At 73.2% G+C, this 23571-nt stretch carries 25 protein-coding genes and 1 riboswitch; of the genes, 11 read left to right on the forward strand and 14 right to left on the reverse strand.

The genetic code is table 11. The features are described from left to right. Nucleotides 1–114: 114 nt before the first annotated feature. On the forward strand, nt 115–609 hold the full coding sequence (locus DMB42_RS03935; protein ID WP_026214021.1) for a transcriptional regulator: 495 nt from the start codon (nt 115–117) through the stop codon (nt 607–609). Nucleotides 610–886: 277 nt separating this feature from the next. On the opposite strand, the gene DMB42_RS03940 is transcribed toward DMB42_RS03935, so the two are convergent. From DMB42_RS03940 to DMB42_RS03950, 3 genes are all read right to left on the reverse strand, one after another. Beyond that, nucleotides 887–1273 (reverse strand): SAV_6107 family HEPN domain-containing protein, encoded by a 387-nt coding sequence (locus DMB42_RS03940; protein WP_229824032.1) that lies wholly within the window; start codon nt 1271–1273, stop codon nt 887–889. Between the two features lie 581 nt (nt 1274–1854). After that, nucleotides 1855–2046: a ferredoxin gene (locus DMB42_RS03945; protein WP_125630602.1), complete on the reverse strand. Its 192-nt coding sequence runs from the start codon at nt 2044–2046 to the stop codon at nt 1855–1857. Nucleotides 2047–2052: 6 nt separating this feature from the next. Then, nucleotides 2053–3231 carry a cytochrome P450 gene (locus DMB42_RS03950; protein WP_125630604.1) on the reverse strand — a complete coding sequence of 393 codons (1179 nt, stop codon included), beginning with the start codon at nt 3229–3231 and terminating at the stop codon, nt 2053–2055. A gap of 93 nt (nt 3232–3324) precedes the next feature. On the opposite strand from DMB42_RS03950, the gene DMB42_RS03955 reads away from it, so the two are divergent. Continuing rightward, nucleotides 3325–3924: a TetR/AcrR family transcriptional regulator gene (locus DMB42_RS03955; RefSeq protein ID WP_125630607.1), complete on the forward strand. Its 600-nt coding sequence runs from the start codon at nt 3325–3327 to the stop codon at nt 3922–3924. An 89-nt stretch (nt 3925–4013) separates the two neighbouring features. After that, nucleotides 4014–4508: a hypothetical protein gene (locus DMB42_RS03960; protein ID WP_125630609.1), complete on the forward strand. Its 495-nt coding sequence runs from the start codon at nt 4014–4016 to the stop codon at nt 4506–4508. Here the strand turns inward: DMB42_RS03960 and DMB42_RS03965 are convergent. Next, a complete protein-coding gene (locus tag DMB42_RS03965; protein ID WP_125630611.1) occupies nt 4491–6194 on the reverse strand; it encodes a hypothetical protein in 1704 nt (567 codons plus the stop codon). The genes DMB42_RS03960 and DMB42_RS03965 overlap by 18 nt on opposite strands. Before the next feature lie 77 nt (nt 6195–6271). Then, nucleotides 6272–7108 (reverse strand): L,D-transpeptidase family protein, encoded by an 837-nt coding sequence (locus DMB42_RS03970; RefSeq protein WP_125630613.1) that lies wholly within the window; start codon nt 7106–7108, stop codon nt 6272–6274. A 124-nt stretch (nt 7109–7232) separates the two neighbouring features. On the opposite strand from DMB42_RS03970, the gene DMB42_RS03975 reads away from it, so the two are divergent. Further along, a complete protein-coding gene (locus DMB42_RS03975; RefSeq protein ID WP_125630615.1) occupies nt 7233–7709 on the forward strand; it encodes a YbaK/EbsC family protein in 477 nt (158 codons plus the stop codon). Nucleotides 7710–7719: 10 nt separating this feature from the next. After that, a complete protein-coding gene (locus DMB42_RS03980; RefSeq protein WP_125630617.1) occupies nt 7720–8283 on the forward strand; it encodes an N-acetyltransferase in 564 nt (187 codons plus the stop codon). A gap of 181 nt (nt 8284–8464) precedes the next feature. Here DMB42_RS03980 and metF read toward each other — a convergent pair whose 3' ends face one another. Further along, nucleotides 8465–9385, reverse strand: a complete 921-nt coding sequence (gene metF, locus DMB42_RS03985; protein WP_125630619.1) for a methylenetetrahydrofolate reductase [NAD(P)H] — start codon at nt 9383–9385, stop codon at nt 8465–8467. Nucleotides 9386–9470: 85 nt separating this feature from the next. Between metF and DMB42_RS03990 the strand changes: the two genes are divergently transcribed. Beyond that, on the forward strand, nt 9471–10538 hold the full coding sequence (locus DMB42_RS03990) for a polyprenyl synthetase family protein (RefSeq protein ID WP_125630621.1): 1068 nt from the start codon (nt 9471–9473) through the stop codon (nt 10536–10538). Between the two features lie 59 nt (nt 10539–10597). On the opposite strand, the gene thiE is transcribed toward DMB42_RS03990, so the two are convergent. From thiE to DMB42_RS04005, 3 genes are read right to left on the reverse strand one after another with little or no spacing between them, the layout of a single operon-like run. Continuing rightward, on the reverse strand, nt 10598–11233 hold the full coding sequence (gene thiE, locus DMB42_RS03995; protein WP_125630623.1) for a thiamine phosphate synthase: 636 nt from the start codon (nt 11231–11233) through the stop codon (nt 10598–10600). Beyond that, complete coding sequence (locus tag DMB42_RS04000) at nt 11211–11585, reverse strand: Rv2175c family DNA-binding protein (protein WP_125630625.1); 375 nt, start codon at nt 11583–11585, stop codon at nt 11211–11213. Before DMB42_RS04000 ends, thiE begins: the two co-directional genes overlap by 23 nt. Before the next feature lie 30 nt (nt 11586–11615). Beyond that, nucleotides 11616–12779, reverse strand: a complete 1164-nt coding sequence (locus tag DMB42_RS04005) for an NAD(P)/FAD-dependent oxidoreductase (protein WP_260477460.1) — start codon at nt 12777–12779, stop codon at nt 11616–11618. 58 nt (nt 12780–12837) lie between these two features. Then, a riboswitch (TPP riboswitch) is annotated at nt 12838–12954 on the forward strand. Here DMB42_RS04005 and thiO point away from each other — a divergent pair. The 4 genes from thiO to pknB all read left to right on the forward strand — a co-directional run bounded on the left by thiO (nt 12944) and on the right by pknB (nt 17131). Continuing rightward, nucleotides 12944–14122 (forward strand): glycine oxidase ThiO, encoded by a 1179-nt coding sequence (thiO, locus tag DMB42_RS04010; RefSeq protein WP_125630629.1) that lies wholly within the window; start codon nt 12944–12946, stop codon nt 14120–14122. It overlaps the preceding riboswitch by 11 nt. Continuing rightward, nucleotides 14119–14319, forward strand: a complete 201-nt coding sequence (gene thiS, locus DMB42_RS04015) for a sulfur carrier protein ThiS (RefSeq protein WP_125630631.1) — start codon at nt 14119–14121, stop codon at nt 14317–14319. Before thiO ends, thiS begins: the two co-directional genes overlap by 4 nt. Before the next feature lie 40 nt (nt 14320–14359). Further along, nucleotides 14360–15067 carry a thiazole synthase gene (locus DMB42_RS04020; protein ID WP_260477502.1) on the forward strand — a complete coding sequence of 236 codons (708 nt, stop codon included), beginning with the start codon at nt 14360–14362 and terminating at the stop codon, nt 15065–15067. A 129-nt stretch (nt 15068–15196) separates the two neighbouring features. Beyond that, complete coding sequence (gene pknB, locus DMB42_RS04025) at nt 15197–17131, forward strand: Stk1 family PASTA domain-containing Ser/Thr kinase (RefSeq protein ID WP_260477461.1); 1935 nt, start codon at nt 15197–15199, stop codon at nt 17129–17131. 10 nt (nt 17132–17141) lie between these two features. Here pknB and alc read toward each other — a convergent pair whose 3' ends face one another. The 3 genes from alc to DMB42_RS04040 are packed head-to-tail and all read right to left on the reverse strand — an operon-like array spanning nt 17142 to nt 20551. Next, nucleotides 17142–18089 (reverse strand): allantoicase, encoded by a 948-nt coding sequence (gene alc, locus DMB42_RS04030; RefSeq protein ID WP_125630637.1) that lies wholly within the window; start codon nt 18087–18089, stop codon nt 17142–17144. After that, nucleotides 18090–19400, reverse strand: a complete 1311-nt coding sequence (gene allB / locus DMB42_RS04035; protein WP_125630639.1) for an allantoinase AllB — start codon at nt 19398–19400, stop codon at nt 18090–18092. It abuts the gene before it with no gap. Then, nucleotides 19397–20551 carry a glycerate kinase gene (locus DMB42_RS04040; RefSeq protein ID WP_125630641.1) on the reverse strand — a complete coding sequence of 385 codons (1155 nt, stop codon included), beginning with the start codon at nt 20549–20551 and terminating at the stop codon, nt 19397–19399. Before DMB42_RS04040 ends, allB begins: the two co-directional genes overlap by 4 nt. A gap of 205 nt (nt 20552–20756) precedes the next feature. On the opposite strand from DMB42_RS04040, the gene DMB42_RS04045 reads away from it, so the two are divergent. Beyond that, nucleotides 20757–21908, forward strand: a complete 1152-nt coding sequence (locus DMB42_RS04045; protein ID WP_125630643.1) for a winged helix DNA-binding domain-containing protein — start codon at nt 20757–20759, stop codon at nt 21906–21908. An 18-nt stretch (nt 21909–21926) separates the two neighbouring features. Here the strand turns inward: DMB42_RS04045 and DMB42_RS04050 are convergent, their stop codons facing one another. Next, complete coding sequence (locus tag DMB42_RS04050) at nt 21927–22139, reverse strand: EF-hand domain-containing protein (protein ID WP_125630645.1); 213 nt, start codon at nt 22137–22139, stop codon at nt 21927–21929. Nucleotides 22140–22186: 47 nt separating this feature from the next. Then, a complete protein-coding gene (locus DMB42_RS04055; protein WP_125630647.1) occupies nt 22187–23569 on the reverse strand; it encodes an 8-oxoguanine deaminase in 1383 nt (460 codons plus the stop codon). Nucleotides 23570–23571 lie beyond the last annotated feature (2 nt).

Below are 23571 nucleotides of genomic sequence, written 5' to 3' on the forward strand. Positions count from 1 at the left end.
ACGGCTACCGATGGTGCCGAGCCTGGCACCGTACCCCCCGGTGGCTGGGGCATATGCCGCAAGGGAGCACAATCTACTGAGAGCGCTACATACGAGAGCCGGGGGGCCAACACGATGCCGTCTGAGTACGCAAAGTCGCTGGGTGCACGACTCCGCGCCATCCGCACCCAGCAGGGCCTGTCCCTGCACGGAGTCGAAGAGAAGTCGCGCGGCAGGTGGAAAGCCGTGGTCGTGGGCTCTTACGAGCGTGGCGACCGAGCTGTCACGGTGCAGAAGCTTGCCGAGCTTGCCGACTTCTACGGGGTGCCTGTCTCCGAGCTGCTGCCCGGAGGCGCCGCGCCGAGCCCGCTCGGGCCGACTCCCAAGCTTGTGATCGACCTGGAGCGCCTGGCGACACTGCCGAAGGAGAAGGCCGGAGCTCTTGCCCGTTACGCCGCCACCATCCAGAGCCAGCGTGGCGACTACAACGGCAAGGTCCTGTCGATCCGCCAGGAGGACCTGCGCTCGTTGGCCGTGATTTATGACAAGTCGCCCAGCGAGTTGACCGAGGAGCTCATCAGCTGGGGCGTGCTCGACGCCGAGGCCCGCCGGGCCGTCGAGTCGTTCTAGGTTTCACCGCTTCACCCCCGAAGGGCCCGTCAATTCCCCTGGCGGGCCCTCCGTCGTACCAGGGCGCCTTCGCAGGAGAACTCCCCGCACGGAGCAACGGCGATCATCACGACGCCACCTCGAAGGCGCCCACGTACGCCACCGACCCCGGCGTACGCCGGCAAGGACGCGGGCGTGCGTCAGCGCCGGCCGCCTTTCCTCGCGTCGTCGGCCTGCTGGACCCCGCCACCCACGCCCCTCCGCGCGGCGGCCTCGCCTGGAGAGCCGGGCGGCGGGGTCAGCCCGCCAGCGGGACCTCTGCGGGAAGCTGGGGCTGGACGGGCACGCCGAGCAGGTCTTCCACCGTGGACACGAACGTCTCGGCCTCGGCCAGGATCTCGTCGGCGTCGGCCGCGCTGATGCCACGGACCACGCCGGCCTCCGCGGCCGCGCGCTTGGCGGCGCTCACGGAGAAGTAGGCGGCCCACTCGGCGAGATGGGGCTCGGCCTCGGGCAGCAGCTCCCACGCGCTGCGCAGGCGGCGCCTGCGGCCTTCCATGGGACGTGGCCGGGCGGCCAGGATCGCCGCCGCCGCTCGAAGGGCCGCCAGGTGGGCGGCCACGTATCGGGATGCCGGGGTGCGGGCGGTGGTCGCCTCCACCAGGCAGGAACGTGAGTCGGTCAAGTGTGCCCGAACCGCAGGCGACAGCCGGGGCCCGGGGGTGTCTCTAGGCCGTGGTGCCATCTTGCGCGCCTCCTTGGAGTCGTGGGCGGCGGCCGGCGTCTCCGCCGGTGAGGCCAACAATCGCAGACGCCACCGACATTTCCGCCGAGCCGGCCGGACGAGGAGCTTCCCCTCTCCCCGTCCGGCCAGGACACGCCCAACTCGTCTCCGCCGACGACGAGGACGCGCCCTTCGCCCGTGGAGCCCGGCCGCGGGGATCGCTTGGGGAAGCGAACGGCCCGCGACCAGGTCCTGGGGTGACGTTGAGCCGCGAGCCTCACCGTCACTAGGTCGAACATAATTTCGATCACGCTCGGTGTCAACCTGTTCCACGAACACAGGTTCGATGACCATGGACGCCAAGCGCCGTTCCGTACCACAACCTCCCCCTGTTCGCGGCACGATCATCAGCAGGCGTCCCGGGCAAGAAGAAACCGCCGCCACCGGAGGACGGTGGCGGCGGCGGAACGGTCAGACCGGCACGGACGCCAGGCCAGGAGACGAGCCAGGCGCCAGGTCAGGAGGTTGGACAGAGCGCCAGGTCAGGAGACGGACAGGGCGCCGGACGGGCACAAGGACACCGCGCGCCGCACGGCCTCCTCCTGCCCCTCCGCGGGAACCTCCTGAAGCAGCACCACCGTGCCTTCGTCCTCACTCTGGTCGAACACCTCCGGCACGGTCAGGGCGCACATGCCCGCCCCGATGCACACCGACGTATCCGCTGTGATCTTCATCGTGACCTACCAAGTGACAGGGAGGCGGTGCACTCCATAGATGCTCATGTCCGAGCGCATCGGCACCTCCTCGGGTGTTACGGCCAAGCGTAGGCCAGGCAGGCGCCGCAGCAGCGCCGGGTACGCGATGCGCATCTCGGCCCGGGCGAGCTGCTGCCCGAGACACTGGTGGATGCCGTGGCCGAACGTCAGGTGCCCGCCGGCCGGCCGGTGGACGTCGAGGCGGTCGGCGTCCTGGAAGCGGGAGGGGTCGCGGTTCACCGCGGGCAGGTGGAAGGCGACCGAATCGCCCGCCCTGACCAGGTGGCCCTCGATCTCGACGTCCTCCAGGGCGCTGCGCACCGGGCCGAGGTGGATGATCGTGAGGTACCGCAGCAGTTCCTCGACGCCGTTGTCCACCACCGAGGGGTCGTCGCGCATGGCGGCCAGCTGGTCGGGGTTGGTGAGCAGCGCGTACGTCCCCAGCCCCAGCATGTTGGCGGTCGTCTCGTGCCCGGCCACCAGGAGCAGGAACGCGACCCCGGTCAGCTCCTCGTGCGTCAGCTCCCCGCTCTCGACGAGCCCGCTGAGCAGGTCGTCGGCCGGCTCCGCCCGCTTGCGCCCGATCAGCCCCGACAGGTACGCCCCGATCCGGGAGAACGCGGCCAGGGCGTCGTCGGCCTTGGTCTCCAGGTTGACCAGGACCTTGGTGTCCTCCTGGAACTCCGCGCGGTCCTCGTACGGCACCCCCAGCAGCTCGCAGATCACCAGCGACGGGATCGGCAGCGCGAAGGACTGCACCAGGTCGGCGGACGGTCCGGCGGCCTGCATGGCGTCCAGGCAGGAACCGGTGATCTCCTCGATCCTGGGTTCGAGCTCCTTCATCCTGCGGACGGTGAACTGTCCCATGAGCAGCTTGCGGAAGCGCGTGTGGTCGGGCGCGTCCATGCGCAGGAAGAACCCGGGCGGCACGTTCTGCAGAAGCCGCATGCGGGCGGGCACCACGGGGTGGTGGTTCTCGGGGCGGTTGCTGAAGCGGGGGTCGGCCAGTATCGAGCGGGCCGCCGAGTAGCCGGTGACCAGCCAGCCGAGGTGGCCGTCGGCGAAGGTCAGGCGATGCATCGCCCCCTGTTGTCGCAGCGCCGTGGCTTCGTCCGGCGGGTCGAACGGCCGCCGGCGGGCGGTGGGAAAGGTCAGTTCGGACATGCTGCGGCTCCTTTCCGAGCTCGCTCTCCAGAAAACCTCATCCGATGCAAAACTTCAATGCATGAAATTCGTTTACCGGTGTAGAGTTCCGTCATGGTGGGACTGCGGGAGCGCAAGAAGCAGCGCACGCGCCGAGCGCTGATCGAGGCCGCGCTCCGGCTGTTCGACGAGAAGGGCTACGAGGAGACCACGCTGGCGGAGATCGCCGCGGCGGCCGAGGTCTCCACGCGCACCTTCTTCAGCTACTTCGCCAGCAAGGAGGACGTGCTCTTCTACGACTCCGAGTACGGGATCGAGCGCGCGCTGGCGTTCCTGCGCGCGCCCGCGCCCGGTCAGGAGCCGGCCGCCCTGCTGCGCGACCTCATCGAGGACACGCTGTCGCCGTCGGGCGAGGGCCAGGAGGTCTGGTCCGAGCACGTCTCAATGCGCCTGCGGCTCATCATGAGCGAGCCGCCGCTGCAGGCGCGGGCGCTGCACCTGCTGTACGACAGCCAGCTCCGGCTCGCCCGGGTGCTGCGGGAGGCCTACCCCGACCGGCTCGACCCGGTCGAGGCCGCGGCGGTGGTGGGCGCGCTGATAGGCGCGGTGAAGCTGGCCGTGATGTCCACGCTGGCCGACGGCCTCCCGGTGGAGGAGGCCCGCGACGCCGCCCGCCGGGCCGCCGACGTCGCCCTGCGCGGCCTCTCCCGCTAGCTCGGCCCCGGTGGCGCGGCCCGGGTGGCGCGGGGTCGCGGCGGTCTGACAGGCTGGCCGCACGGTGAAGGCTGCGTGAGGGGAGATCGATGCGGGCACGGCCGGGCAGCCTCGCGCTGTTGCTGTCGGGACCGGTCCTGGTGGCGACGTACGCGGCCGTCAATCACGCGGCGATCAGCACGGCCTCGCGAGCCGCGGGCGGCCGGATCACGTCCGGCGGGCTGACCGCGCTGGGCGCGGACCTCTGGTGGGTGGTCAAGGGCGTCGCGCTGGTGGCCGGTCTCGCGGCGGCCGGGCTCGCCGTGGTGGGCGTGCTGCTGCGCCGCCGGGGCCGGGGCAGGAGCCCGCTGCTGGTCCTGTCGGGCGTCCTCGTCGTGCCTTACGCGCTCGGGGTCGCCGTCGCCCTCTACAACCCCGTGCCGAGGCTGGCGGCGTTCTACCGCAGTCCGGCCTTCGCGGACGCGCTGCCGCCGTGGCAGGCGGGCTCGGCCCTTCTCCTGCTCGCGGCGGCCCTGGCCCAGGTGGTCGGCGCGGTCCGTACGGCCGCCCGGGCGCACGGCGCGGCGTCACCGTCCGCGCGCTGACGTCCCGTCACCGGGGCAGCGGTCGTTCACCCAGGTGGTCCAGCCCTGGCGGACGCCGCCCGCGCCGGTCGCGGCCCACCCCTCCGGCGGCGGCCCCACGTCGGGCGGTACGACGGCCGTGCAGACGCCGGCCGGCGGCGTACGGTCGTAGTGCTCGACCTCGGTCCAGGAGACGCGGTAGGACAGCGGGACCCAGACGTTCCACCGCACCCGCCGGTCCACGGCCACGCGGCCGGAGGCCGTGAGCGCGGGCAGCCAGTCGGCCCCGGCGGCGGGCGCGGACTTCGGGGCCAGGTCGGCGGCGAAGGCGACGTTGATCATCGCGAGCACCGCCACGACCGCCGGCCAGGCCCGGCGGGCCGTCAGGAGGGCCGCTCCCGTCAGGGCCGCCAGCAGGGCGAGCGCCACGGCCGAGGCCGCGATCAGGTCGAACGAGTCCCGCACCCGGGTGAGGAAGATCACCTCGGGGAAGTCGAACGCGATGTAGGCCGAACCCCGCAGCCGGTCCCCCGCGTACCAGGCCACCACGCCGCCGGTCGCCGTGAGCAGCCCGGCCGCCGCGAGTGTGTGCCATACGACCGCCCGGCGACCGGTTCTGACCAGCACGAGCAGCCCGGCCAGCGTCCAGGCGAGCGCCACGCAGGCCAGGTACCGGCCGTAGGCGTGGTTGCCGACCCGGTGCTCGTCGGGCAGCGCGGCGGAGGAGGCGTACGCGATGCCCAGGGTGGTGGCCAGCAGGACGGCCGCGAGCAGGCGGTGCGGCCCGGGCGCGGACCGTCGCGCCACGAGGGCGGCGGCGCCCGCGAGCCCGACCCCGGCGAGCCCCCAGGTGGCCGCGATCAGGTACCAGAGCTGCCCGGCCGCCCCCGCCAGCGCCCACGCCTGCCCGGCGAGCCCGCCCACCCGTTCGGCCAGCAGTCCCGACAGGTCACGCGCCCCGCCCGGGTACAGCGCCCCGGACAACACCCGGTTCAGCAGCACCCCGGCCGCCGCCCCCACCCCGGCGACCGCCAGCCCGGCCACCGCGCCAGCGCGGCGGCGGGCGACGTACAGGCCCGCCAGCGTCAGCACGGTCACCGCCAGGACGACCGTCCCCCGCAGGTGCACCGCCATGGCGTACGCGCCGAGGCCGCCCGCCAGCGCGCCCGCCCATGCCGGCCCCCTGGCCGCCAGGTCGTGCAGCGCGACCAGCCACGCCAGGACGACGGTGGGCAGAATCGCGTCGGCCAGCGCCAGCCCCGAGAACACCAGCAGCGACGGCGCCAGCCCGCCCGCGAACGCCGCGACCGTCGCCGCCCGCCCGCCCGTCCCCAGCCGCCGCAGCAGCAGGTACGCCAGCGGGAACGCCCCCGCCGCCGCCATCGCCCCCACCACGACCACCAGCCGGTAGGCCACCACCGGATCCCGTACGAACCAGAACACCGGCACCAGCACCAGCGGATAACCGCCCTGGTAGAAGGTGGACCCGCTGAGATCGGCCCCCGGCCCCCCGGCCAGCCAACGGGCGGCGATCAAATAGCCGGTCTCGTCCGGGTTGGCCACGGGCCCGGCGTGTTGCCGGAACAACCAGAGCCGCAGCGCGACCTGCGCGGCCCACCCGGCCGCGAGCAGCCACCACGTACGCGACCGGCCCCCGCCCCGCCTCAGCGGGACAGGGGCCGGAACACGGACCATGGACATCGTCATCGAATCCCCCTTGAAGTCGGGGGAAGTCCAGCAAAAGGCGGATAACCCGGCCGTAACCGGATCCGGTTATGCGGACGTCACACGCGCCTGAACGCACCTCGCACGTGCACCGGAACACCCTTGCCGAGCAGTCCGGGCAGCACCTCGGCCACGTTCATCGGCATGCGCACGCAGCCGTGCGAGGCCGGGTAGAGCGGCACCGACAGCGCGCCGTGGAAGGCGATGCCGCCGTTGAAGAAGATCGGGTTGTACAACTGCCCCAGGTACGACTTGTGCCAGCCGCTCGCGCGCCACGTGGTGCGGAAGTCGCCGGTCGGCGTACGGGCCGAGCCGCAGAAGCGCTGCTCCTTGCCCTGCCAGGTGGTGGTCTCGCAGTAGGGGACGCCGCTGCCGGAGGAGACGTGGGTGATCAGCTTCACCTGGCCGCCGACGTAGAAGACCATGATCTGCTTGGTCAGGTCGACCTCGGCGCGGGTGGGCTTGCCGTTGCGCACCAGGACCTTGGGGGTCTTCGGCTGCTCCAGCGCCTCCCACGTCCCGCGGGCGATCGTACTGGTCGGCTTGATGCCGTTGACCTTCTGGAAGGCCCAGACGGCGGCCAGGGTGGTGCCGCCGTAGCGGCCGTCGGCCTTGCCGGGCAGGTAGCCGAGGGCGGCCAGGCGCCGCTGGAGCCAGGCGACGGAGGTGCCCTTGGCGCCCAGCTTCAGCGTCTTGCGCGGCGCCGCGACGGGCGCGGCGGCGGGTGTTGCGGCAGGCGCCGCGGCCGGGCCCGCCTGGGAGCCCGCCGTGCCGGTCGCCGTACCGGTCGTCGTACCGGTCGTCGCTGTGGAGAGGGGCGGCGTCGCGGCGGATGTGACCGGCTGCGCGCCGCAGCCCGTGAGTACGACGGCCCCAGCCGTCAACAGAGCAGCCATTCCGGGCAACCGTCGAGCCCCCACCCGTACCACCTCTCTTTATCACGAAAAATCCGGATCGAAGGACCCTACACCACCTACCATGAACAGGTAATAAGGCGGTCAATCTGTTTAGAGTGTCCTCATGTCTGAGAAGTTGCCGTCGAACGCCGTCGTCGTGGAGGCCGCCCTGCGCGCGCTGGGGGCCGCCGGGGAGATCGTCGTCCTGCCCGAGAAGGCGCCGACCGCGGCGACCGCCGCCGCCCAGCTCGGCTGCGAGGTGGGCGCGATCGCCAACAGCCTGATCTTCGACGCCGACGGCGCGCCGCTGCTGGTCCTGACCAGCGGCGCCCACCGCGTGGACGTCGAGCTGATCGCCCGCACGGCGGGGGTCGCCCGGGTACGCCGGGCCACGCCGGAGTTCGTCAGGGCCGCCACCGGCCAGCCGATCGGCGGTGTGGCCCCGGTCGGCCATCCGGCCCCGGTCCGCACCCTGGTGGACAACTGGCTCGGCAAGCACGAGGTGGTGTGGGCGGCCGGCGGACACCCGCTGACGGTGTTCCCGACGACGTTCGAGGAGTTGGTGACGATCACCGGCGGCGCCCCGGTGGACGTCGAGTAGTGTGCGACGGGTGATCGAGTTTCGCGGGGCGGGGCCCGCCGAGTTCACCGAACGGCTGGACACGGTGATCGACATTTACACGGCGGCGATGAACCCGCCCCCCGAGCAGATCGCCGGCCGCAAGACAATCATGCGAAATCACGGCACATATCCGCATTTCCAGTGCTATTTCGCAGAATTGCGAGACTCGTCCGGTGAAACGCCCCCGCAGACCGTCGGCTTCGCGTACGGCTTCCGCGGCACGACCGGGCAGTGGTGGCACGACGTGGTGATCAGGGCACTGGCCGACCACGAGGGCGAGCAGGCGGCGCACGCCTGGATGGGTCACGCCTTCGAGCTGGCCGAGATCCACGTGCACCCCGACCACCAGGGCAAGGGCGTCGGCCGGGCGATGATCAGGACGCTGTGCGCCGGCCGCGCCGAGCGTTCGGCCGTGTTGTCCACCCACGACCGTCCCACGGCGGCCCGCCACCTCTACGCGAGCATGGGATTCGCCGACCTGCTGACCCGCTTCGTCTTCCCCGGCGGCCACGAGGAGTACGCGATCGTGGGCCGCCCGCTCCCCCTCGGCTGACGCCGGCCCACATCGCCGCAGGTAAAGCCAGCACTTGCGGGGTTTGCCGGGCCATGCCCAAGGGCATCTTGATGACGGAAAGTGACGGACACGTTACCTAGTGGATACCGCCCCCTGCCCGTCACCCGCCCGGTCCCCCTGCGGGCGGGTGGCGGGACTCCGCTCGTGCCCGTCGTACCGGTCAGGCGGTCGCGGCGACCGGCGTCAGGCGCTGGAACACCTCGCGCGAGGCGCTGGAGCGGTTGAACGTGATGAAGTGGATGCCCGGGGCGCCCTCGTCGAGCAGCCGCTGGCACAACTCCGCGCCATGGTCGATGCCGAGCGCCCGCACCGCTGCGGGGTCGTCGGCCACCGCCTCGAAGCGGGCCGCCACGTCCGGCGGGAACGGCGCGCCCGACAACTGCTCGGAACGCGCGATCGTGCTCATCTGGGTGACCGGCATGATGCACGGGATGATCGGCGTCTCACAACCCTGGGCCGCCACCCGGTCGCGCAGGCGCAGGTAGTCGTCGGCCTGGAAGAACATCTGGGTGATCGCGTAGTCGGCCCCCGCGCGGCACTTGCGCACGAAGTACTCGGTGTCGGACTCGACGGAGGCCGAGCGCGGGTGCTTGTAGGGGAAGGCGGCCACACCGACGCAGAACTCGCCCGCCTGCCGGATGAGGCGTACCAGCTCCTCGGCGTAGAGCACGCCCTCGGGGTGCTGCACCCAGTCGGCGCCCGGGTCGCCGGGCGGGTCGCCGCGCACGGCCAGGATGTTGCGCACCCCGGCGTCGGCGAAGCGGCCGATCAGGTGACGCAGCTCACGCACCGAGTGGTTGACCGCCGTGAAGTGCGCCACAGGGGTGAGCGTGGTGTCGTGGGCCAGCCGCTCGACGATGTCGACCGTGCGGTCGCGGGTCGAGCCGCCGGCGCCGTAGGTCACCGAGACGAACGTGGGCCGCAGCGACTCCAGCTCCCTGATCGCCTTCCACAACTGCCGCTCGCCCTCGTCGGTCTTCGGCGGGAAGAACTCGAAGGAGAACGACCGGCCACCGGCGGCGAGCAGCTCGCGGACGGTGGGTACACGATCGGGCAGGATGGAGGGTCGACCAAGCGCCATGTGCCAAGCGTACAGGCCGGTGTCCGGATCGGCCGCCCCTAGACCGGGGACCCGACCCTTAGCCGGGGCCCACTAGTCTCAAGGCATGACCACTCACGCCGCGAGCATGGACACCCTGCGCACCCAGGTGGAGCGCGCACTCGGGGAGTTCGTCGAACGGCAGCTGCCCGCCTCCGGCGACGCCGAGCTCGAACCACTCCGGAGCGCCGCCGGCGACCTGCTGGCGGGCGGCAAGCGCCTGCGTCCCGCGTTCTGCTACTGGGGCTGGCGCGGCGCGGGCGGCGCCGACGTGCCGGGGATCTTCACCGCCGCCGCCTCGCTGGAGTTGTTGCAGGCCAGCGCGCTCGTGCACGACGACGTGATGGACAAGAGCGACCTGCGCAGGGGCATGCCGGCCGCCCACCGCCGCTTCCAGACCCTGCACGAGAAGGAGGGCTGGCACGGCTCGCCCGAGCAGTTCGGCGAAGGGGCCGCCATCCTGCTGGGCAACCTGCTGCTGGTCTGGTCGGGCGAGATGTGGCGCACCAGCGGCCTGCCGCCGGCGTCGCTGGCCGCCGCGCAGCCCGTCCACGACCACATGCGCACCGAGCTGATGTGCGGCCAGTACCTCGACCTGCTGGAGCAGGCCCACGGCGAGAACACCTTCGAGTCGGCCCTGCGGGTGGCGCTGTTCAAGAGCGGCAAGTACTCGGTGGAGCAGCCGCTCAGGCTCGGCCTGGTGCTGGCCGCCGGCGCGCTCCACCCCTGGATGGACGAGCTGTGCACCGGCTACGGCCGCCGCGTCGGCATCGCCTTCCAGCTCAGGGACGACATCCTCGGGGTGTTCGGCGACCCGGCCCAGACCGGCAAGCCGGCCGGTGACGACCTGCGGGAGGGCAAGCGCACGATGCTGGTGGCCCGTACCCTGGCCGGGGCCCAGCCGGAGGCGGCCGCGACGGTGCGCCGGCTGCTCGGCGACCCCGCGCTCGACGAGGACGGCGTGCGCGTGCTGCGCGAGATCATCGAGGACAGCGGCGCGCTCCAGGAGTGCGAGGACCTGATCGCCGGATACCTCGCCGAAGCCCTGGAGGCGCTCGACCAGGCGCCCGTCACGGCCGAGGCGCGCACGGCGCTGACCGGGCTGGCCATCGCCGCGACGTCCCGCAAGACCTGACGCGCCGGAGGCGGGCGCCCGCCTCCGGACGGACGTCCGGTGCCCTCCAGGGGCCGGTTCTAGGGGGTCAGGCGTTTGGCGAACTCGGCCGCCGCCGCCCCCGGGTCCTCCGCGTCGGTGATCGCGCGTACGACCACCACGCGGCTCACGCCGTGGGACATGACCGCGTCGAGGTTGCCGAGGTCGATGCCGCCGATCCCGAACCACGGCCGCGCCGTTCCCAGCGAGGCCGCGTGCCGCAGCAGATCGGGGCCGGGCGCGTGGCGGCCCGGCTTGGTCGGCGTCGGCCAGACAGGGCCGCAGCAGAAGTAGTCGACGCCCTCCTCCACGGCCGCGGCGGACGCCTCGGCGGCGGAGTGGGTGGACCGGGCGATGACGATGTCGTCGCCGAGTATCTCTCGCGCGACCGTCACGGGAAGGTCGTCCTGCCCCAGGTGGAGCACGTCGGACCGGGCGGCGTAGGCGATGTCCGCCCGGTCGTTGACGGCCAGCAGTTTGCCGTGCCGGTCGCAGGCGTCGCGGAAGACTTCCAGGAGCGCGAGTTCTTCGCGTGCCTCCAGGCCCTTCTCCCGCAGCTGGATGATGTCCACGCCGCCGGCCAGCACCGAATCGAGGAACTCTGCAAGGTCACCGCGGTCGCGGCGGCCGTCGGTGCAGAGATAGAGGCGGGCCTCAGAAACCGAGGGCCTGGGCACGCCGCTTGACCTCCGTGTGACGGCCGGCCTTGATCGCCTCGATGGGCGACCCCGGCAGGGACTCGTCTGGGGTGAAGAGCCAGCGCAGCGACTCGACATCGTCGAAGCCGGCGTCCTGCAACACGGTCAGTGTGCCGGGCAGGCCCTTCATCACGTCCTTCCCGTCGAGGAACACCGCGGGCACCTGCGGCCCGCCGCCGCCGCGGCGCACGCCGAGCAGCTTGTGGTCCTTGAGGAGTTGCTTGGCCCGCCCGATTGAGAGGTCGAGGCGCCGGGCCACTTCGGGGAGAGTGAGCCACTCGCTTACGAGCTGGTCGGTCTCCCGGTCGATCTGTGCAACAGAAAGCGTCACGAAACCACAACTACCACATGCCGTCCTTGCTCAAACAACACAATCCCGTAGGGGGACATCTGGATCTACCAGGCGTTCCGTGTCGAGGCGGTGTCCGCCCTCGATGATCCTACGGCCCTGCACGTAGTCCCGTGGCCGGTCGACGGCGAGCACCGCGGCGAGGGTGTCGCCGGGCGTCAGCCAGACGGCCGACCACTTGCCCTCGGGCCCGCCGCGGAAGAGCAGACGGTCGCCGGAGGGGTGGTGGCCGATGTACTGGACCATGTGGCCGAACTGCTCGGACCAGAAGTACGGCGCCGGGTCGTAGACGGCCTCCTCGCCGAGCAGGGTGGCGGCGGCGACCTCGGGCGAGCCGAGCGCGGTGTCCCAGTGCTCGACCCTGAGCCTGGTGCCGTAGCGGCGCGACCACCAGGCGGCGCAGTCGCCGGCGGCGACCACACCCGGCATGGACGTGCGCAGGTGCTCGTCGGTGACGACGCCGTTGTGCAGGTCGATGTCGGAGCCGGCCAGCCATTCGATCGCCGGGCGCACGCCGATGCCGGTGACGACCACGTGGGCCTCGACGAACTCGCCGCCCACCAGGCGTACGCCGCCTTCGTCCACCTCGTCGACCATGGTGTCCAGGCGCAGGTCGATGCCGTCGTACCAGCCTTGGGTGCGGGCGCCGATCTCCGGGCCCACGGCGTTCGCGAGCGGGGTGGGGCCGGCCTCGATCACGGTCACCGCGCAGCCGGCCTTGCGGGCGGCGGTGGCGACCTCGGCGCCGATCCAGCCCGCGCCGATGATCGCCACGCGGGCCCCTGGAACGAGCCTGGCGCGCAGTTCGTGGGCGTCGTCGAGGGTGCGCAGGACGTGTTGCGGGCCGTCGCCGGGCACGGTGATCGGTTCGGCTCCGGTGGCGATGACCAGGCCGTCGTAGCCGAGCTGCCCTTCGGTCGTCTCCAGGACGCCCTCGCGCAGCGCCTTGGCGGTGACGCCCGGCCAGAAGTCCACCTCCAGCGACTCCAGGTCGGCCTCCAGGAAGCTGGAGTCGGCGGCGCCGGACAGAACGGCCTTGGACAGGGGCGGGCGGTCGTACGGCCGATGGCGCTCCTGGCCGATCAGCGTGATCCGTCCGGCGAATCCGCGCCCGCGCAGGGCCTCGGCGCTGCGCAGCCCGGCCAGGCCCGCTCCCACCACTACGACATGGTTCACGTTCACGACCATAACGGGGGCCGTGCCGGCTCGTCGCGCCGAGGCCGTAGGCTGGAGGCGCAAGACGCGCGGGAGTCCGGCCGTGACCGGGCTGAGAGGAAGGCTTGACCGGGCCTTCGACCGCAAGACACCTGATCCGGATCATGCCGGCGAAGGGAGCGCGGATGAATGTGATCGTGGGCGGCGGGGTCATCGGGCTGTCGGTCGCCTGGCGGCTGGCCCGCGAGGGGCTGCCCGTCACGGTGGTCGACCCGGCCCCGGCGCGCGGGGCCTCCCACGCGGCGGCCGGGATGCTGGCCCCGGTGAGCGAGGTCTCCTACACCGAGGAGCCGCTGCTGCGGCTGGGGGCCGCCTCACTGGGCCGCTGGCCGGCGTTCGCCGACGAGCTGGCCGCCGACGCGGGCCTGGATGAGGAGTTCGGGGGGAGCGGGCCGGGGGAGGCCGCGCGGCGCGGGCTCGACCTGCGCGCCGACGGCACTCTCGACGTCGCCTTCGGGGCCGACGACCTGGCGGCGCTCGACGAGCTGGCGGCGTTCATGGACAAGCTGGGGCTGCGGGTGGAGCGGCTGACCGGGCGCGAGTGCCGCCGCCTGGAGCCCATGCTGGCCCCCTCGGTGCGCGGCGGGCTGCTGGCCCCCGGTGACGCCTGGGTCGACCCGCGCCGCGTCACGGCGGCGCTGCTGGCCGCGCTCGACCGGCTGGGCGTGCCCCTGGTGCGGGCGCGGGCGGCCGGGCTGCTGCGCGACGGCGAGACCGTCACCGGCGTACGCCTCGATCCCGCCCCCGGTGTCGCGGCGCGGGAGCTCGCGGCCGAGCGGGTGGTGCTGGCCGCCGGGGCGTGGAGCGGGGAGCTGGCCGGCGTGCCCGTACGGCCGGTCAAGGGGCAGATCATGCGCCTGCGCTCGCCGCAGCCGCTGCTCGGCCGGTGCGTACGCGGGACGGTGCACGGCGCCCCCGTCTACCTCGTCCCCCGGGGAGACGGTGAGCTGGTGCTCGGGGCCACGCAGGAGGAGCTGGGGTTCGACACCCGGGTGACCGCGGGCGGGCGGCACGAGCTGCTGCGCGACGCCAGGGAGCTGGTGCCGGGCGTCACCGAGCTGGAGGTGGCCGACGTGGTCGCCGGGCTGCGGCCGGGCACCCCCGACAACCTGCCGCTCATCGGGGCCGGCGAGGCTCCGGGGCTCGTGCTGGCGACCGGCCATCACCGGGGCGGGGTGCTGCTGGCCCCGCTCACGGCGGCCCTGGTGACGGCGGGCCTGTCGCCGGGCGCGGAGATTCTGACGAGTGAGGAGGGCGAGCTGGCCGCGCTGTGCTCGCCCGCGAGATTTCGGGAAATTTCATGATTGTGATGATCAACGGCGCCGCGCACGAGGTGGCCGACGGCACGACCGTGGCCCAGGCCGTACGGACGCTGACCACCGCCACCACCGGGGTGGCCGTGGCCGTGAACGACGAGGTGGTCACCCGCAGCACGTGGGAGACCACGGCGCTCGGCGACCGCGACCGCGTCGAGGTGCTGACGGCGGTGCAGGGTGGATGAGCTGATCATCGCCGGGGAGAAGTTCTCCTCCCGGCTCATCATGGGCACCGGCGGCGCGCCCTCCCTCGACGTGCTCGACCAGGCGCTGGCCGCCTCGGGCACCGAGCTGACCACCGTGGCCATGCGGCGGCTCGACCCCGGCGCGCGCGGCTCGGTCCTCGACGTGCTGCGCCGCCGCGACATCAAGGTGCTGCCCAACACCGCGGGCTGCTTCACCGCCGGCGAGGCCGTGCTGACGGCCCGGCTGGCCCGCGACGCCCTGGGGACCGACTGGGTCAAGCTGGAGGTCATCTCCGACGAGCGCACGCTGCTGCCCGATCCGATCGAGACGTTCGACGCGGCCGAGCGGCTGGTGGCCGACGGGTTCGTGGTGCTGCCCTACATCGGCGACGACCCGGCGCTGGCGCGGCGGCTGGAGCAGGCGGGCTGCGCGGCCGTGATGCCGCTGGGCGCGCCGATCGGGTCGGGGCTCGGCATCAGGAACCCGCACAACATCGAGCTCATCGTGGAGGCCGCCTCGGTCCCGGTGATCCTCGACGCCGGCATCGGCACGGCCAGCGACGCCGCCCTGGCGATGGAGCTGGGCTGCGACGCGGTGCTGCTGGCCACGGCCGTCACCCGGGCGCAGCGGCCCGACCTCATGGCCGCGGCGATGAGGTCGGCCGTGGTGGCGGGCCGGCCGGCGCGGCAGGCGGGCCGGATCCCGCGTCGGCGCTATGCGGAGGCATCCTCGCCGACTACCCCGTAAGATCCCCGGAGGGTCCCGGTGCGAGCCGGGCCCTTCCCCCCGGTCGGAGCCACTCGCATGGGCACGTCTCCGCATCGGTTTCGGGCGGTCGGGCCTTGCGGGTGGCAAAACGCCCGTAAACTCAGGGGGGTGGATAAGGTGACTGCGGACCCCTTGGTCGGCCGGCTCCTCGATGGGCGCTACCGCATCGAGAGCCTGATCGCCCGGGGCGGTATGGCGACCGTCTACCTGGCGCTCGACGTCCGGCTGGACCGCACCGTCGCGCTGAAGGTCATGCACCGCTCGCTCGCCGACGACCCGGCGTTCGTCCGGCGGTTCATCGGCGAGGCCAAGTCCGTCGCCAGTCTGTCCCACCCCAACGTGGTGCACGTCTTCGACCAGGGCACCGACAACGACGTCGTCTACCTGTCGATGGAGTACGTGCCGGGCCGGACGCTGCGCGACATCCTGCGCGAGCGCGGCAGGCTGCCCGCCCGCGAGGCGCTGGAGATCATGATCCCGGTGCTCGCCGCCCTCGGCGCGGCCCACCAGGCCGGCATGGTCCACCGCGACGTGAAGCCCGAGAACGTGCTGATGACCGACGACGGCCGGGTCAAGGTCGTCGACTTCGGTCTGGCCAGGGCCATCGAGGCGACCAACCAGACCCGTACCGGCGTGATGATCGGCACGATCGGTTACATGTCGCCCGAACAGGTCACCACCGGCGGCGCCGACGTGCGCAGCGACGTCTACGCCGCGGGCATCATGCTGTTCGAGCTCGTGACCGGGCAGCAGCCCTACGACGGCGAGACGCCGATGTCGGTGGCCTACCGGCACGTCCACGACACGGTGCCGCCGCCGTCGGCGCTGGTGCCCGAGGTGCCGCCGCTGATCGACACGCTGGTCGCGCACGCCACGGCCCGCGAGCCCCACGACCGCCCTGCCGACGCCACGGCGATGCTCGTCCAGGCGGTCGAGGCCCACCGGATGTTGCCGCGGCTGAGCACCCCTCCGGCGATGACGGCGGTGTTCAACCAGTCGATCCCGCCGCGCCCGAGCGGCGCGGGCGCGCCGTCGATGCCCATGGCCGCGCCGGCCCACACGCTGATCCAGCCGCGCGCCGAGGTGCCTTCGCCGCCCCCGCCGCCGTCGTCGTCCGCGCCCCAGCGTTCGTTCAAGCCCAACTGGTTCCTGGTCGTGCTCGCCGCCGTCATGGTCGTCGCGGTCGGGCTGACCGGCTGGTTCTTCTCCCAGACCAAGTACGTGCAGGTGCCCGACCTGGTCGGCCAGGACATGCTGGTCGCCGAGCGGGCCGCCACGGGCAAGGGCTTCAAGATCCGCAAGGTCCAGGGCGAGTACGACGAGAAGACGGCCGAGGGGCTGGTGCTGCGTACCGACCCCGAGGGCAAGAGCGAGCTGGAGAGCGGCGGGACGATCACGCTGGTGCCCTCGCTCGGCCCCAAGCGGGTGATCGTGCCCAGCGTGAAGGGCCTGACCAGCGACGAGGCCCGCGTCAAGATCGCCGAGGCCGGGCTCACCGTGGGCAGCGTCAGGCGGCTGCCCAACATGGAGGTCGAGCGCAACAAGGTGATCCGCACCTCCCCCGAGGCCGGCGAGAAGGTCAAGGAGGGAGCCAAGGTCGGCATCTTCGTGAGCGCCGGCCTGGTGATGCCCGACGTGACCGGCATGCCCAAGGACGAAGCCGCCGCCTACCTCGGCGGCCAGGGTTTCCAGGTGCAGGTCAACGAGGTCGACGACGACGCCGAGCCGTGCACGGTCATCGCCCAGACGCCGAAGGCCAAGTCCGAGGTGGACAAGGGCACCCCGGCGATGGTCACGGTGTCCCGCTGCCAGACCGACTTCTGGGACTGGTTCAAGGGCGACAACGAGGCCCGCGACGACCAGGAGTTCCGCCTGGTGCCCGCGGTCATCGGCAAGAACGTCAAGGACGCCCAGGCCGAGCTCCAGGCGCAGGGTTTCCGCGTCCGGGTCAACCGGCTGGGCAACGGCGGCGTGGTGCAGTACCAGCGGCCGCTGCCCAACAGCGAGCGGCCGCCCGGCACCACGGTCTGGCTCTGGCAGTAGCGCCGCGCGTTCAGGCCAGGTGCCCGTGCAGGCGCACCCTGGCCAGCCCGCCGTCCGGGTAGACGTCGACCCGTACGTGGGTGACCGGCTCGGTGTGGGCGAGGCGGAAGCGGTGGGGCGTGTCGGGTTGCAGGCGGGTCTTCGGCAGCAGCTCGACCTCGTGCTCGCCGGTCAGGCCGGTGAGCGCGACGTGGCCGGGGGCGTTGAAGATCAGGTTCGTGGTGTCGATCTCGGCCAGGCGTACCAGGCCGGGGCCCGCCAGGCGGATGAGCAGCCAGTCGTTGCCGGGGTCGCGGCGGCGCGCGGTCTCCCAGCCTTCGGCCTGGTGGCGGGCCATGCCGGGGGCGATGACGTTGTTGGGCGCGGAGTAGAACTCGTCGGAGCAGGCGGTGACCAGGCCGCCGTTCTGGAGGGCGGCCAGGTCGAGGCTCAGGCCGTCATAGACCGACAGGTCGGGGCGTACCTCGCCGTGCACGCGCAGGCGGGCGATGCCGCCGTCGGGGTACATGTTCAGCCGTACGTGGGTGTAGCGGGTGTCGTCGCCGGTGACCTCGACGTGGTGCTCGGCGTCGCCCTTGAGCGCGGTCCTCGGGACGATCTCCGTCCAGTCGGCGGCGGCCAGCTCGGCGGGTGAGGGATGGCCGGGCACGGCGGCGGCCTCGACCGAGGCGTACGGCGGGTAGTTGCCCTTGAACCAGGCCGTGTCGATCACCACCCCGCGGATCGCCCCCGGCAGGCCCAGCCGTACGAGGGCCCAGTCGTGCCCGGGGGTACGGCGGCGGCGGGTCTCCCAGCCGTCGTACACCTGGCCCTTGTTGCCGAACGTCTCGGCGCGGAAGCCGGGACGGCCCGGCCTGATCAGGCTCTCCTTCTCGGCGAAGGACTCGTCGCTGGCCGCCACGACCGAGCCGCCGAGGGTGCGCAGGGCCAGGTCGGGCAAGGTGGTGAAGCCGGGCATCTACTGCTCTCCCAGGATGAGTCGGCCGTGCGGCTCGCCGTCCACGGGACGTCCGCGCAGCCAGGTGGTCAGGACCACGCCCTTGAGCACCCGGCCGTGGTAGGGGGTGACCGGGTTGCGGTGGTGGAGGCGGGCGGCGTCCACCGGGTTGTCGGCGTCGGGGTCGAAGGCGACCAGGTCGGCGTCGTACCCGGGCCGGATCGCGCCCTTGCCGGGGATCCGGGCCATCGCGGCGGGGTTGGCCGACATCCAGCGGACGACGTCGGCGAGCCCGTGGCCGCGCCGGGCGGCCTCCGTCCAGACGGCGGACAGGCCGAGCTGGAGGGAGGCGACCCCGCCCCAGGCGGCGGCGAAGTCGGGCACCTTCAGGTCGGCGGGCGAGGGCGAGTGGTCGGAGACGACGCAGCTCAGCACGCCCTTGGCCAGGCCCTCCCACAGCAGCTCGCGGTTGGCCCGCGACCGGATCGGCGGGCAGCACTTGTACGCCGTGCCCCCCTCGGGCACCTGCTCGGCCTCCAGCGTCAGGTAGTGCGGGCAGGTCTCGGCGGTGACCGCCACCCCGTCCGCCTGGGCCGCCTCCAGCACGCCGAGGCATTCGGCGCTGGAGACGTGCAGGATGTGCACGCGCGCACCGGTCTCGGCGGCCAGCGCGACGACCCGCGCGACCGCGCTGCGCTCGGCGGCCCCCGGCCGCGACTCCAGGAACTCCCGGTACGTCGGCCCGCCCGGCTCGGCCAGCAGCTCCGGGTCCTCGGCGTGCACGACGACGAGCCCGTCGAACCCGGCGACCTCCGTCAGCACCGCCCGCAGCTCCGCCGTGCCGAGCGGCGGGAACTCCTCGACCCCGGACGGCGACAGGAAGCACTTGAAGCCGTGGACGCCGCGTTCGCGCAGCGGCCGCAGCTCCTTGAGGTTGCCGGGGACCGCGCCGCCCCAGAAGCCGACGTCGACGTGGCACTGCCCCCGGGCGGCCCGCAGCTTGGTCTCCAGCGCCTCCACGCTGACCGTGGGCGGCACCGAGTTGAGCGGCATGTCCACGATCGTGGTCACGCCGCCGGCCGCGGCCGCCCTGGTCGCCGAGGCGAACCCCTCCCAGTGCGTGCGGCCCGGCTCGTTGACGTGGACGTGCGTGTCCACCAGGCCGGGCAGCAGGGGCAGGTCGCGCAGGTCGATGTCCTCGGCGGCGTCGAGGGGGTCGGCGTAGTCGTACAGGGCCTCGACGCGCTCGCCCCGTACGGCCACGGCCACGGGCCGCTCCCCCTCGGGCGTGACGGCCCGGCGGGAACGGACGACGAGGTCGTAGTCGGTCATCTGCCCTCCAGATGGTCGGCCAGGTGTTCGGCCGCCACGCGGGCGGCCAGGCGTTCGAGGAGCGGGCCCGCCTCGGCCATGCAGCGGGCCGGGTCGGGCTCCAGGTCCGTCAGGGCGTACGCGGCCTCGATGCCGGCGTCCTTGAGCTGGGTGTCGCTGAGGGTGCGCCGGCCGCAGACCGCGACCACCGGCACGCCCGCCCTGGCCGCCGCCTGGGCCACGCCGACCGGCGCCTTGCCGCGCAGGGACTGCTCGTCGAGCGACCCCTCCCCCGTGATCACCAGCCGCGCGTCCCGGACGAGCTCGCCGAAGCCGAGCAGGTCGAGCAGGTACTCGATGCCGGGCCGCAGCTCGGCGTGCAGGAACGCCAGCGCCGCGAACCCGACGCCGCCCGCCGCGCCCGCGCCGGGGGCTCCGGCCACGCCCATGGCCCTCGGGGTGTCGTCGTGCTCGACGGCGCCGAGCAGGCCGTGGGTCTGCGTGGCGACGGCGGCCAGCCGGGACAGGCCGGCCTCCAGCGTGCGGACGTCCTCGGGGGTGGCGCCCTTCTGCGGGCCGTAGACGGCGGCGGCTCCGTGGGGGCCGAGGAGCGGGTTGTCCACGTCGCCGGCGACCACGAACTCCACGCCCTTGACGTCGGCGAACCCGGACAGGTCGATGCGGGCCAGGCCGCGCAGCGCGGCGCCCCCGTCCGGCAGCTCGACGCCGTCGCCGTCCAGCAGGCGCGCGCCGAGCGCCCGGACCATGCCCGCTCCCCCGTCGGTGCCGGCGCTGCCGCCGAGTCCCAGGACGATCCGCCGGGCGCCCCTGCGCAGGGCGTCGGCGATCAGCTCTCCGGTGCCGTACGAGGTGGCCGTCAGGGGCGCGGGCCCGGCGGACAACCGCCGCAGTCCGGACGCCTCGGCCAGCTCGATCACCGCCGTCGGCGTCCCGTCCGCCTGCCGCCAGGCGTACGAGGCGGCCACGCGCTCTCCCGTGGGCCCGGTGACCTCCACGGTCACCCGGTCGAACCCGCAGGCCACGGCCGCCTCGACGGTGCCGTCGCCGCCGTCGGCGACCGGCAGCTCGACCGCCGGCACCCCGAGCCCGGCCGCCACCCGCGCCGCGACCTCGGCGGCGGTGCGCGAGCCCTTGAACTTGTCGGGTGCCACCAGAACCTGCTTAACCACTACGAACTCCCACAAGATGCTGAACAATGGCCGGACACGCCTTCCTGCCCGGTGCGAGCGGGCAGGAAGGCGTGACTCATCATCACATCAGGCGACCTCCCGGTCCTGCCGCAGGGTGCACCCTTGCTGACCGGTTCTGAGGTGTCTGGTCCGCCGATTAGGCTCAGATCCCTTAAGGAGGCGTTTCATGCGCATTTCGGAGCGGGAGCGGCGGCGGCGGCTGGGTGTGCGCCACAGCCTGGCGGCCAAGGCGGCGACGCCGGAGGAGGCGACGGCGTCCGTGGTGGTGCTGCACGCCACCGACCCGGCGACCGTGTTCCTGTCGGCGGGCGCGCGGCTCACCGCGCCCGGCCCCGCGCCGGTCGAGCGGGCCCTGTACGAGGACCGCACCCTGGTACGCATGCACGGGATGCGGCGCACGGTGTTCGTGGTCCCGGCCGCGCTGGTCCCCGTCGTGCACCACTCCTCCACGCTGGCGGTCGCCACGAAGGTGCGCAAGGCGCTGGTCAAGGAGCTGACCGGGGCCGGCGGGTGGGACGAACCCTGGCTGGCGGAGGTGGAGTCGTCGGTGCTGCGCGTCCTGGCCGGCGAGGGCACGGCCACCGCGGCCCGGCTGGGCGTGCTGGAGCCGCGGCTGCGCGAGCAGTTCCGGGTGGCCGTGGGCAAGCCGTACGAGGCCGTGCACAGCGTCGGGCAGCGGCTGATCACGTTGATGGGCATGGAGGGCCGGCTCGTCCGCCGGGGCCGCCCGTCCGGCTCGTGGACCAGTACGCAGCACCTGTGGGCCGTCGCCCCGCCCATGGCCGAGCTGACCGTCCCGCAGGCCCAGGCCGAGCTGGTACGCCGCTGGCTGGCCGCGTTCGGCCCCGGCACGGAGGCCGACGTCAAGTGGTGGACCGGCTGGACGCTGCGCGAGGTACGCGCCGCGCTGGCCGCCGTCGGCGCGGCCGAGGTCGAGCTGGACGAGGGCCTGGCGTACGTGCTGCCGGACGACCTGGACGAGACGCCCGAGCCGGAGCCGTGGGCGGCGCTGCTGCCCGCCCTCGACCCGACGCCGATGGGCTGGCAGGGCCGCGACTGGTACCTGCCGAAGGAGCACCGGGCCGAGCTGTTCGACCGCAGCGGCAACGTCGGGCCGACCGTGTGGTGGAACGGGCAGGTCGTGGGCGGATGGGGGCAGCGGCCCGACGGCGAGGTCGTGTGGCGGGCGCTCACCGACGTGGGCTCCGACGCGGTGGCCGCCGTCGAGGCGGAGATCGCCGGGCTGGCCTCCTGGCTCGGCGGCGTCCGCGTCACGCCGCGCTTCCGTACGCCGCTGGAACGCGCGCTGGCGCAGTAGGCCGCCCGCGCGCGCCCGTCAGGACACCACGCGGATGAACTCCTCCAGGGAGTAACGCCCGTCCTGGTCGGTGTCGGCCTCCTGGCTCAGCGCGCCGAGTGCCTCGGCGGGCAGGGCCGGGAAGTGCCGCTTCAGCTCGGTCTCGCTGATGAAGCCGTCGCCGTCGGAGTCGATCTCGGCGAAGGTGCTCTTGAGCTGCGTCAGCCGCTCGTCGGGGAGTTCTGGCGACACGGGACCGCCTTTCGGTGCTGGCTACCACGTTTCCGGACATTCCCACCCTAGTGATGGATCTCCCTGGCCGCCGTGAACCCGTGCTCGGCCGCCAGCCGCGTCAGCCTGCGGTGCGCGTCGGCGCCCGCCCGGCCGGCGGCGTCGTGGGGCGTCGTCCGCAGCTCGCCGTCCTCGACCACCGTACGGCCGCCGACCAGCACGAGGGCCACGGGCGGCGGCGGCCCGAACACCAGCGCGCACACCGGGTCGGCCACGGCGGCGGCGAAGGGCCCGCCGGTCCGCCACAGGACGACGTCGGCCAGCTTGCCCGGCTCCAGCGAGCCGAGCTCGGCCTCGCGGCCCAGGTTGCGCGCGCCGCCGAGGGTGGCCAGCTCCAGCGCCTGGCGGGCCGACAACGCGCGGGGGCCGTACCTGGCCCGCTGGAACAGCAGCGCCTGGCGCATCTCCCCGGCGAGCGACGTCAGCTCGGAGGAGGCGCTGCCGTCCACGCCGAGCCCGACGTTCGCGCCCTGGCGCAACATCTCCGACACGCGGGCGATCCCGGCTCCCAGGCGGGCGTTGGAGGAGGGGCAGTGGGCCGAGCCCGTGCCGGTGCGGGCGAGCTTGACGATGTCGCCGTCGCTGAGGTGCACGGCGTGCGCGAGCCACACGTCCGGGCCCAGCCAGCCCAGCTTGTCCATGTAGTCGACGGGACGCATGCCGAACTGCTCCACGCAGTGCTCGTCCTCGTCGAGGGTCTCGGCCAGGTGGGTGTGCAGGCGTACGCCCCTGGCCCTGGCCAGGGCGGCCGACTCGGTCATCAGCCGGGCGCTGGCCGAGAACGACGAGCACGGCGCGACCGCCACCCGCACCATCGAGGACGGCGAGGGGTCGTGGTGGGCGTCGATCGCCTCGGCCGTCGCGGCCAGGACGTCGTCGAGCTCCTCGACCACCTCGTCCGGCGGCAGCCCGCCGTGCGACCTGCCCCGGTCCATCGAGCCGCGCGCCGGGTGGAAGCGTACGCCGATCTCCCGCGCCGCCTCGATCCCGGCCGCGAACAGGTCTCCCCTGCCCTTGGGGAAGACGTAGTGGTGGTCGCTGGAGGTGGTGCAGCCCGCCAGCGCCAGCCAGCCGAGCCCGGCCGTGGCGGCGCCCCTGACGACCTCGGCGTCCATGGCGGCCCACACGTCGTAGAGCGCCACCAGCCACTCGAACAGGGTGGCGTCCTGGGCCAGCCCCTGCGAGGCCCACTGGTAGAGGTGGTGGTGGGTGTTGACCAGGCCGGGGGTGGCCAGGCAGCCGGAGCCGTCCACGCGCCGGGCGCCAGGGGTCAGCGGCGCGGGGCCGGGGCCGAGCGCGGCGATGCGGTCGCCCTCGACGACGATGTGGCCGGAGGGGATCTCGGGCCCGGCGACGGGCACGATGTGCACGTTCTCGATCAACAGTGTCATCG

This window comes from Nonomuraea sp. WAC 01424 (assembly GCF_003947315.1).
Classification (GTDB): Bacteria; Actinomycetota; Actinomycetes; order Streptosporangiales; family Streptosporangiaceae; genus Nonomuraea; species Nonomuraea spiralis.

Bases quoted from the DNA above. Each gene is read 5' to 3' on its own strand.
- DMB42_RS03935 (WP_026214021.1), top strand. From the start codon at position 115: ATGCCGTCTGAGTACGCAAAGTCGCTGGGTGCACGACTCCGCGCCATC.
- DMB42_RS03945 (WP_125630602.1), bottom strand. From the start codon at position 2,046: ATGAAGATCACAGCGGATACGTCGGTGTGCATCGGGGCGGGCATGTGC.
- DMB42_RS03950 (WP_125630604.1), bottom strand. From the start codon at position 3,231: ATGTCCGAACTGACCTTTCCCACCGCCCGCCGGCGGCCGTTCGACCCG.
- DMB42_RS03955 (WP_125630607.1), top strand. From the start codon at position 3,325: ATGGTGGGACTGCGGGAGCGCAAGAAGCAGCGCACGCGCCGAGCGCTG.
- DMB42_RS03960 (WP_125630609.1), top strand. From the start codon at position 4,014: ATGCGGGCACGGCCGGGCAGCCTCGCGCTGTTGCTGTCGGGACCGGTC.
- DMB42_RS03965 (WP_125630611.1), bottom strand. From the start codon at position 6,194: ATGACGATGTCCATGGTCCGTGTTCCGGCCCCTGTCCCGCTGAGGCGG.
- DMB42_RS03970 (WP_125630613.1), bottom strand. From the start codon at position 7,108: ATGGCTGCTCTGTTGACGGCTGGGGCCGTCGTACTCACGGGCTGCGGC.
- DMB42_RS03975 (WP_125630615.1), top strand. From the start codon at position 7,233: ATGTCTGAGAAGTTGCCGTCGAACGCCGTCGTCGTGGAGGCCGCCCTG.
- metF (WP_125630619.1), bottom strand. From the start codon at position 9,385: ATGGCGCTTGGTCGACCCTCCATCCTGCCCGATCGTGTACCCACCGTC.
- DMB42_RS03990 (WP_125630621.1), top strand. From the start codon at position 9,471: ATGACCACTCACGCCGCGAGCATGGACACCCTGCGCACCCAGGTGGAG.
- thiO (WP_125630629.1), top strand. From the start codon at position 12,944: ATGAATGTGATCGTGGGCGGCGGGGTCATCGGGCTGTCGGTCGCCTGG.
- thiS (WP_125630631.1), top strand. From the start codon at position 14,119: ATGATTGTGATGATCAACGGCGCCGCGCACGAGGTGGCCGACGGCACG.
- DMB42_RS04020 (WP_260477502.1), top strand. From the start codon at position 14,360: ATGGGCACCGGCGGCGCGCCCTCCCTCGACGTGCTCGACCAGGCGCTG.
- alc (WP_125630637.1), bottom strand. From the start codon at position 18,089: ATGCCCGGCTTCACCACCTTGCCCGACCTGGCCCTGCGCACCCTCGGC.
- allB (WP_125630639.1), bottom strand. From the start codon at position 19,400: ATGACCGACTACGACCTCGTCGTCCGTTCCCGCCGGGCCGTCACGCCC.
- DMB42_RS04045 (WP_125630643.1), top strand. From the start codon at position 20,757: ATGCGCATTTCGGAGCGGGAGCGGCGGCGGCGGCTGGGTGTGCGCCAC.
- DMB42_RS04055 (WP_125630647.1), bottom strand. From the start codon at position 23,569: ATGACACTGTTGATCGAGAACGTGCACATCGTGCCCGTCGCCGGGCCC.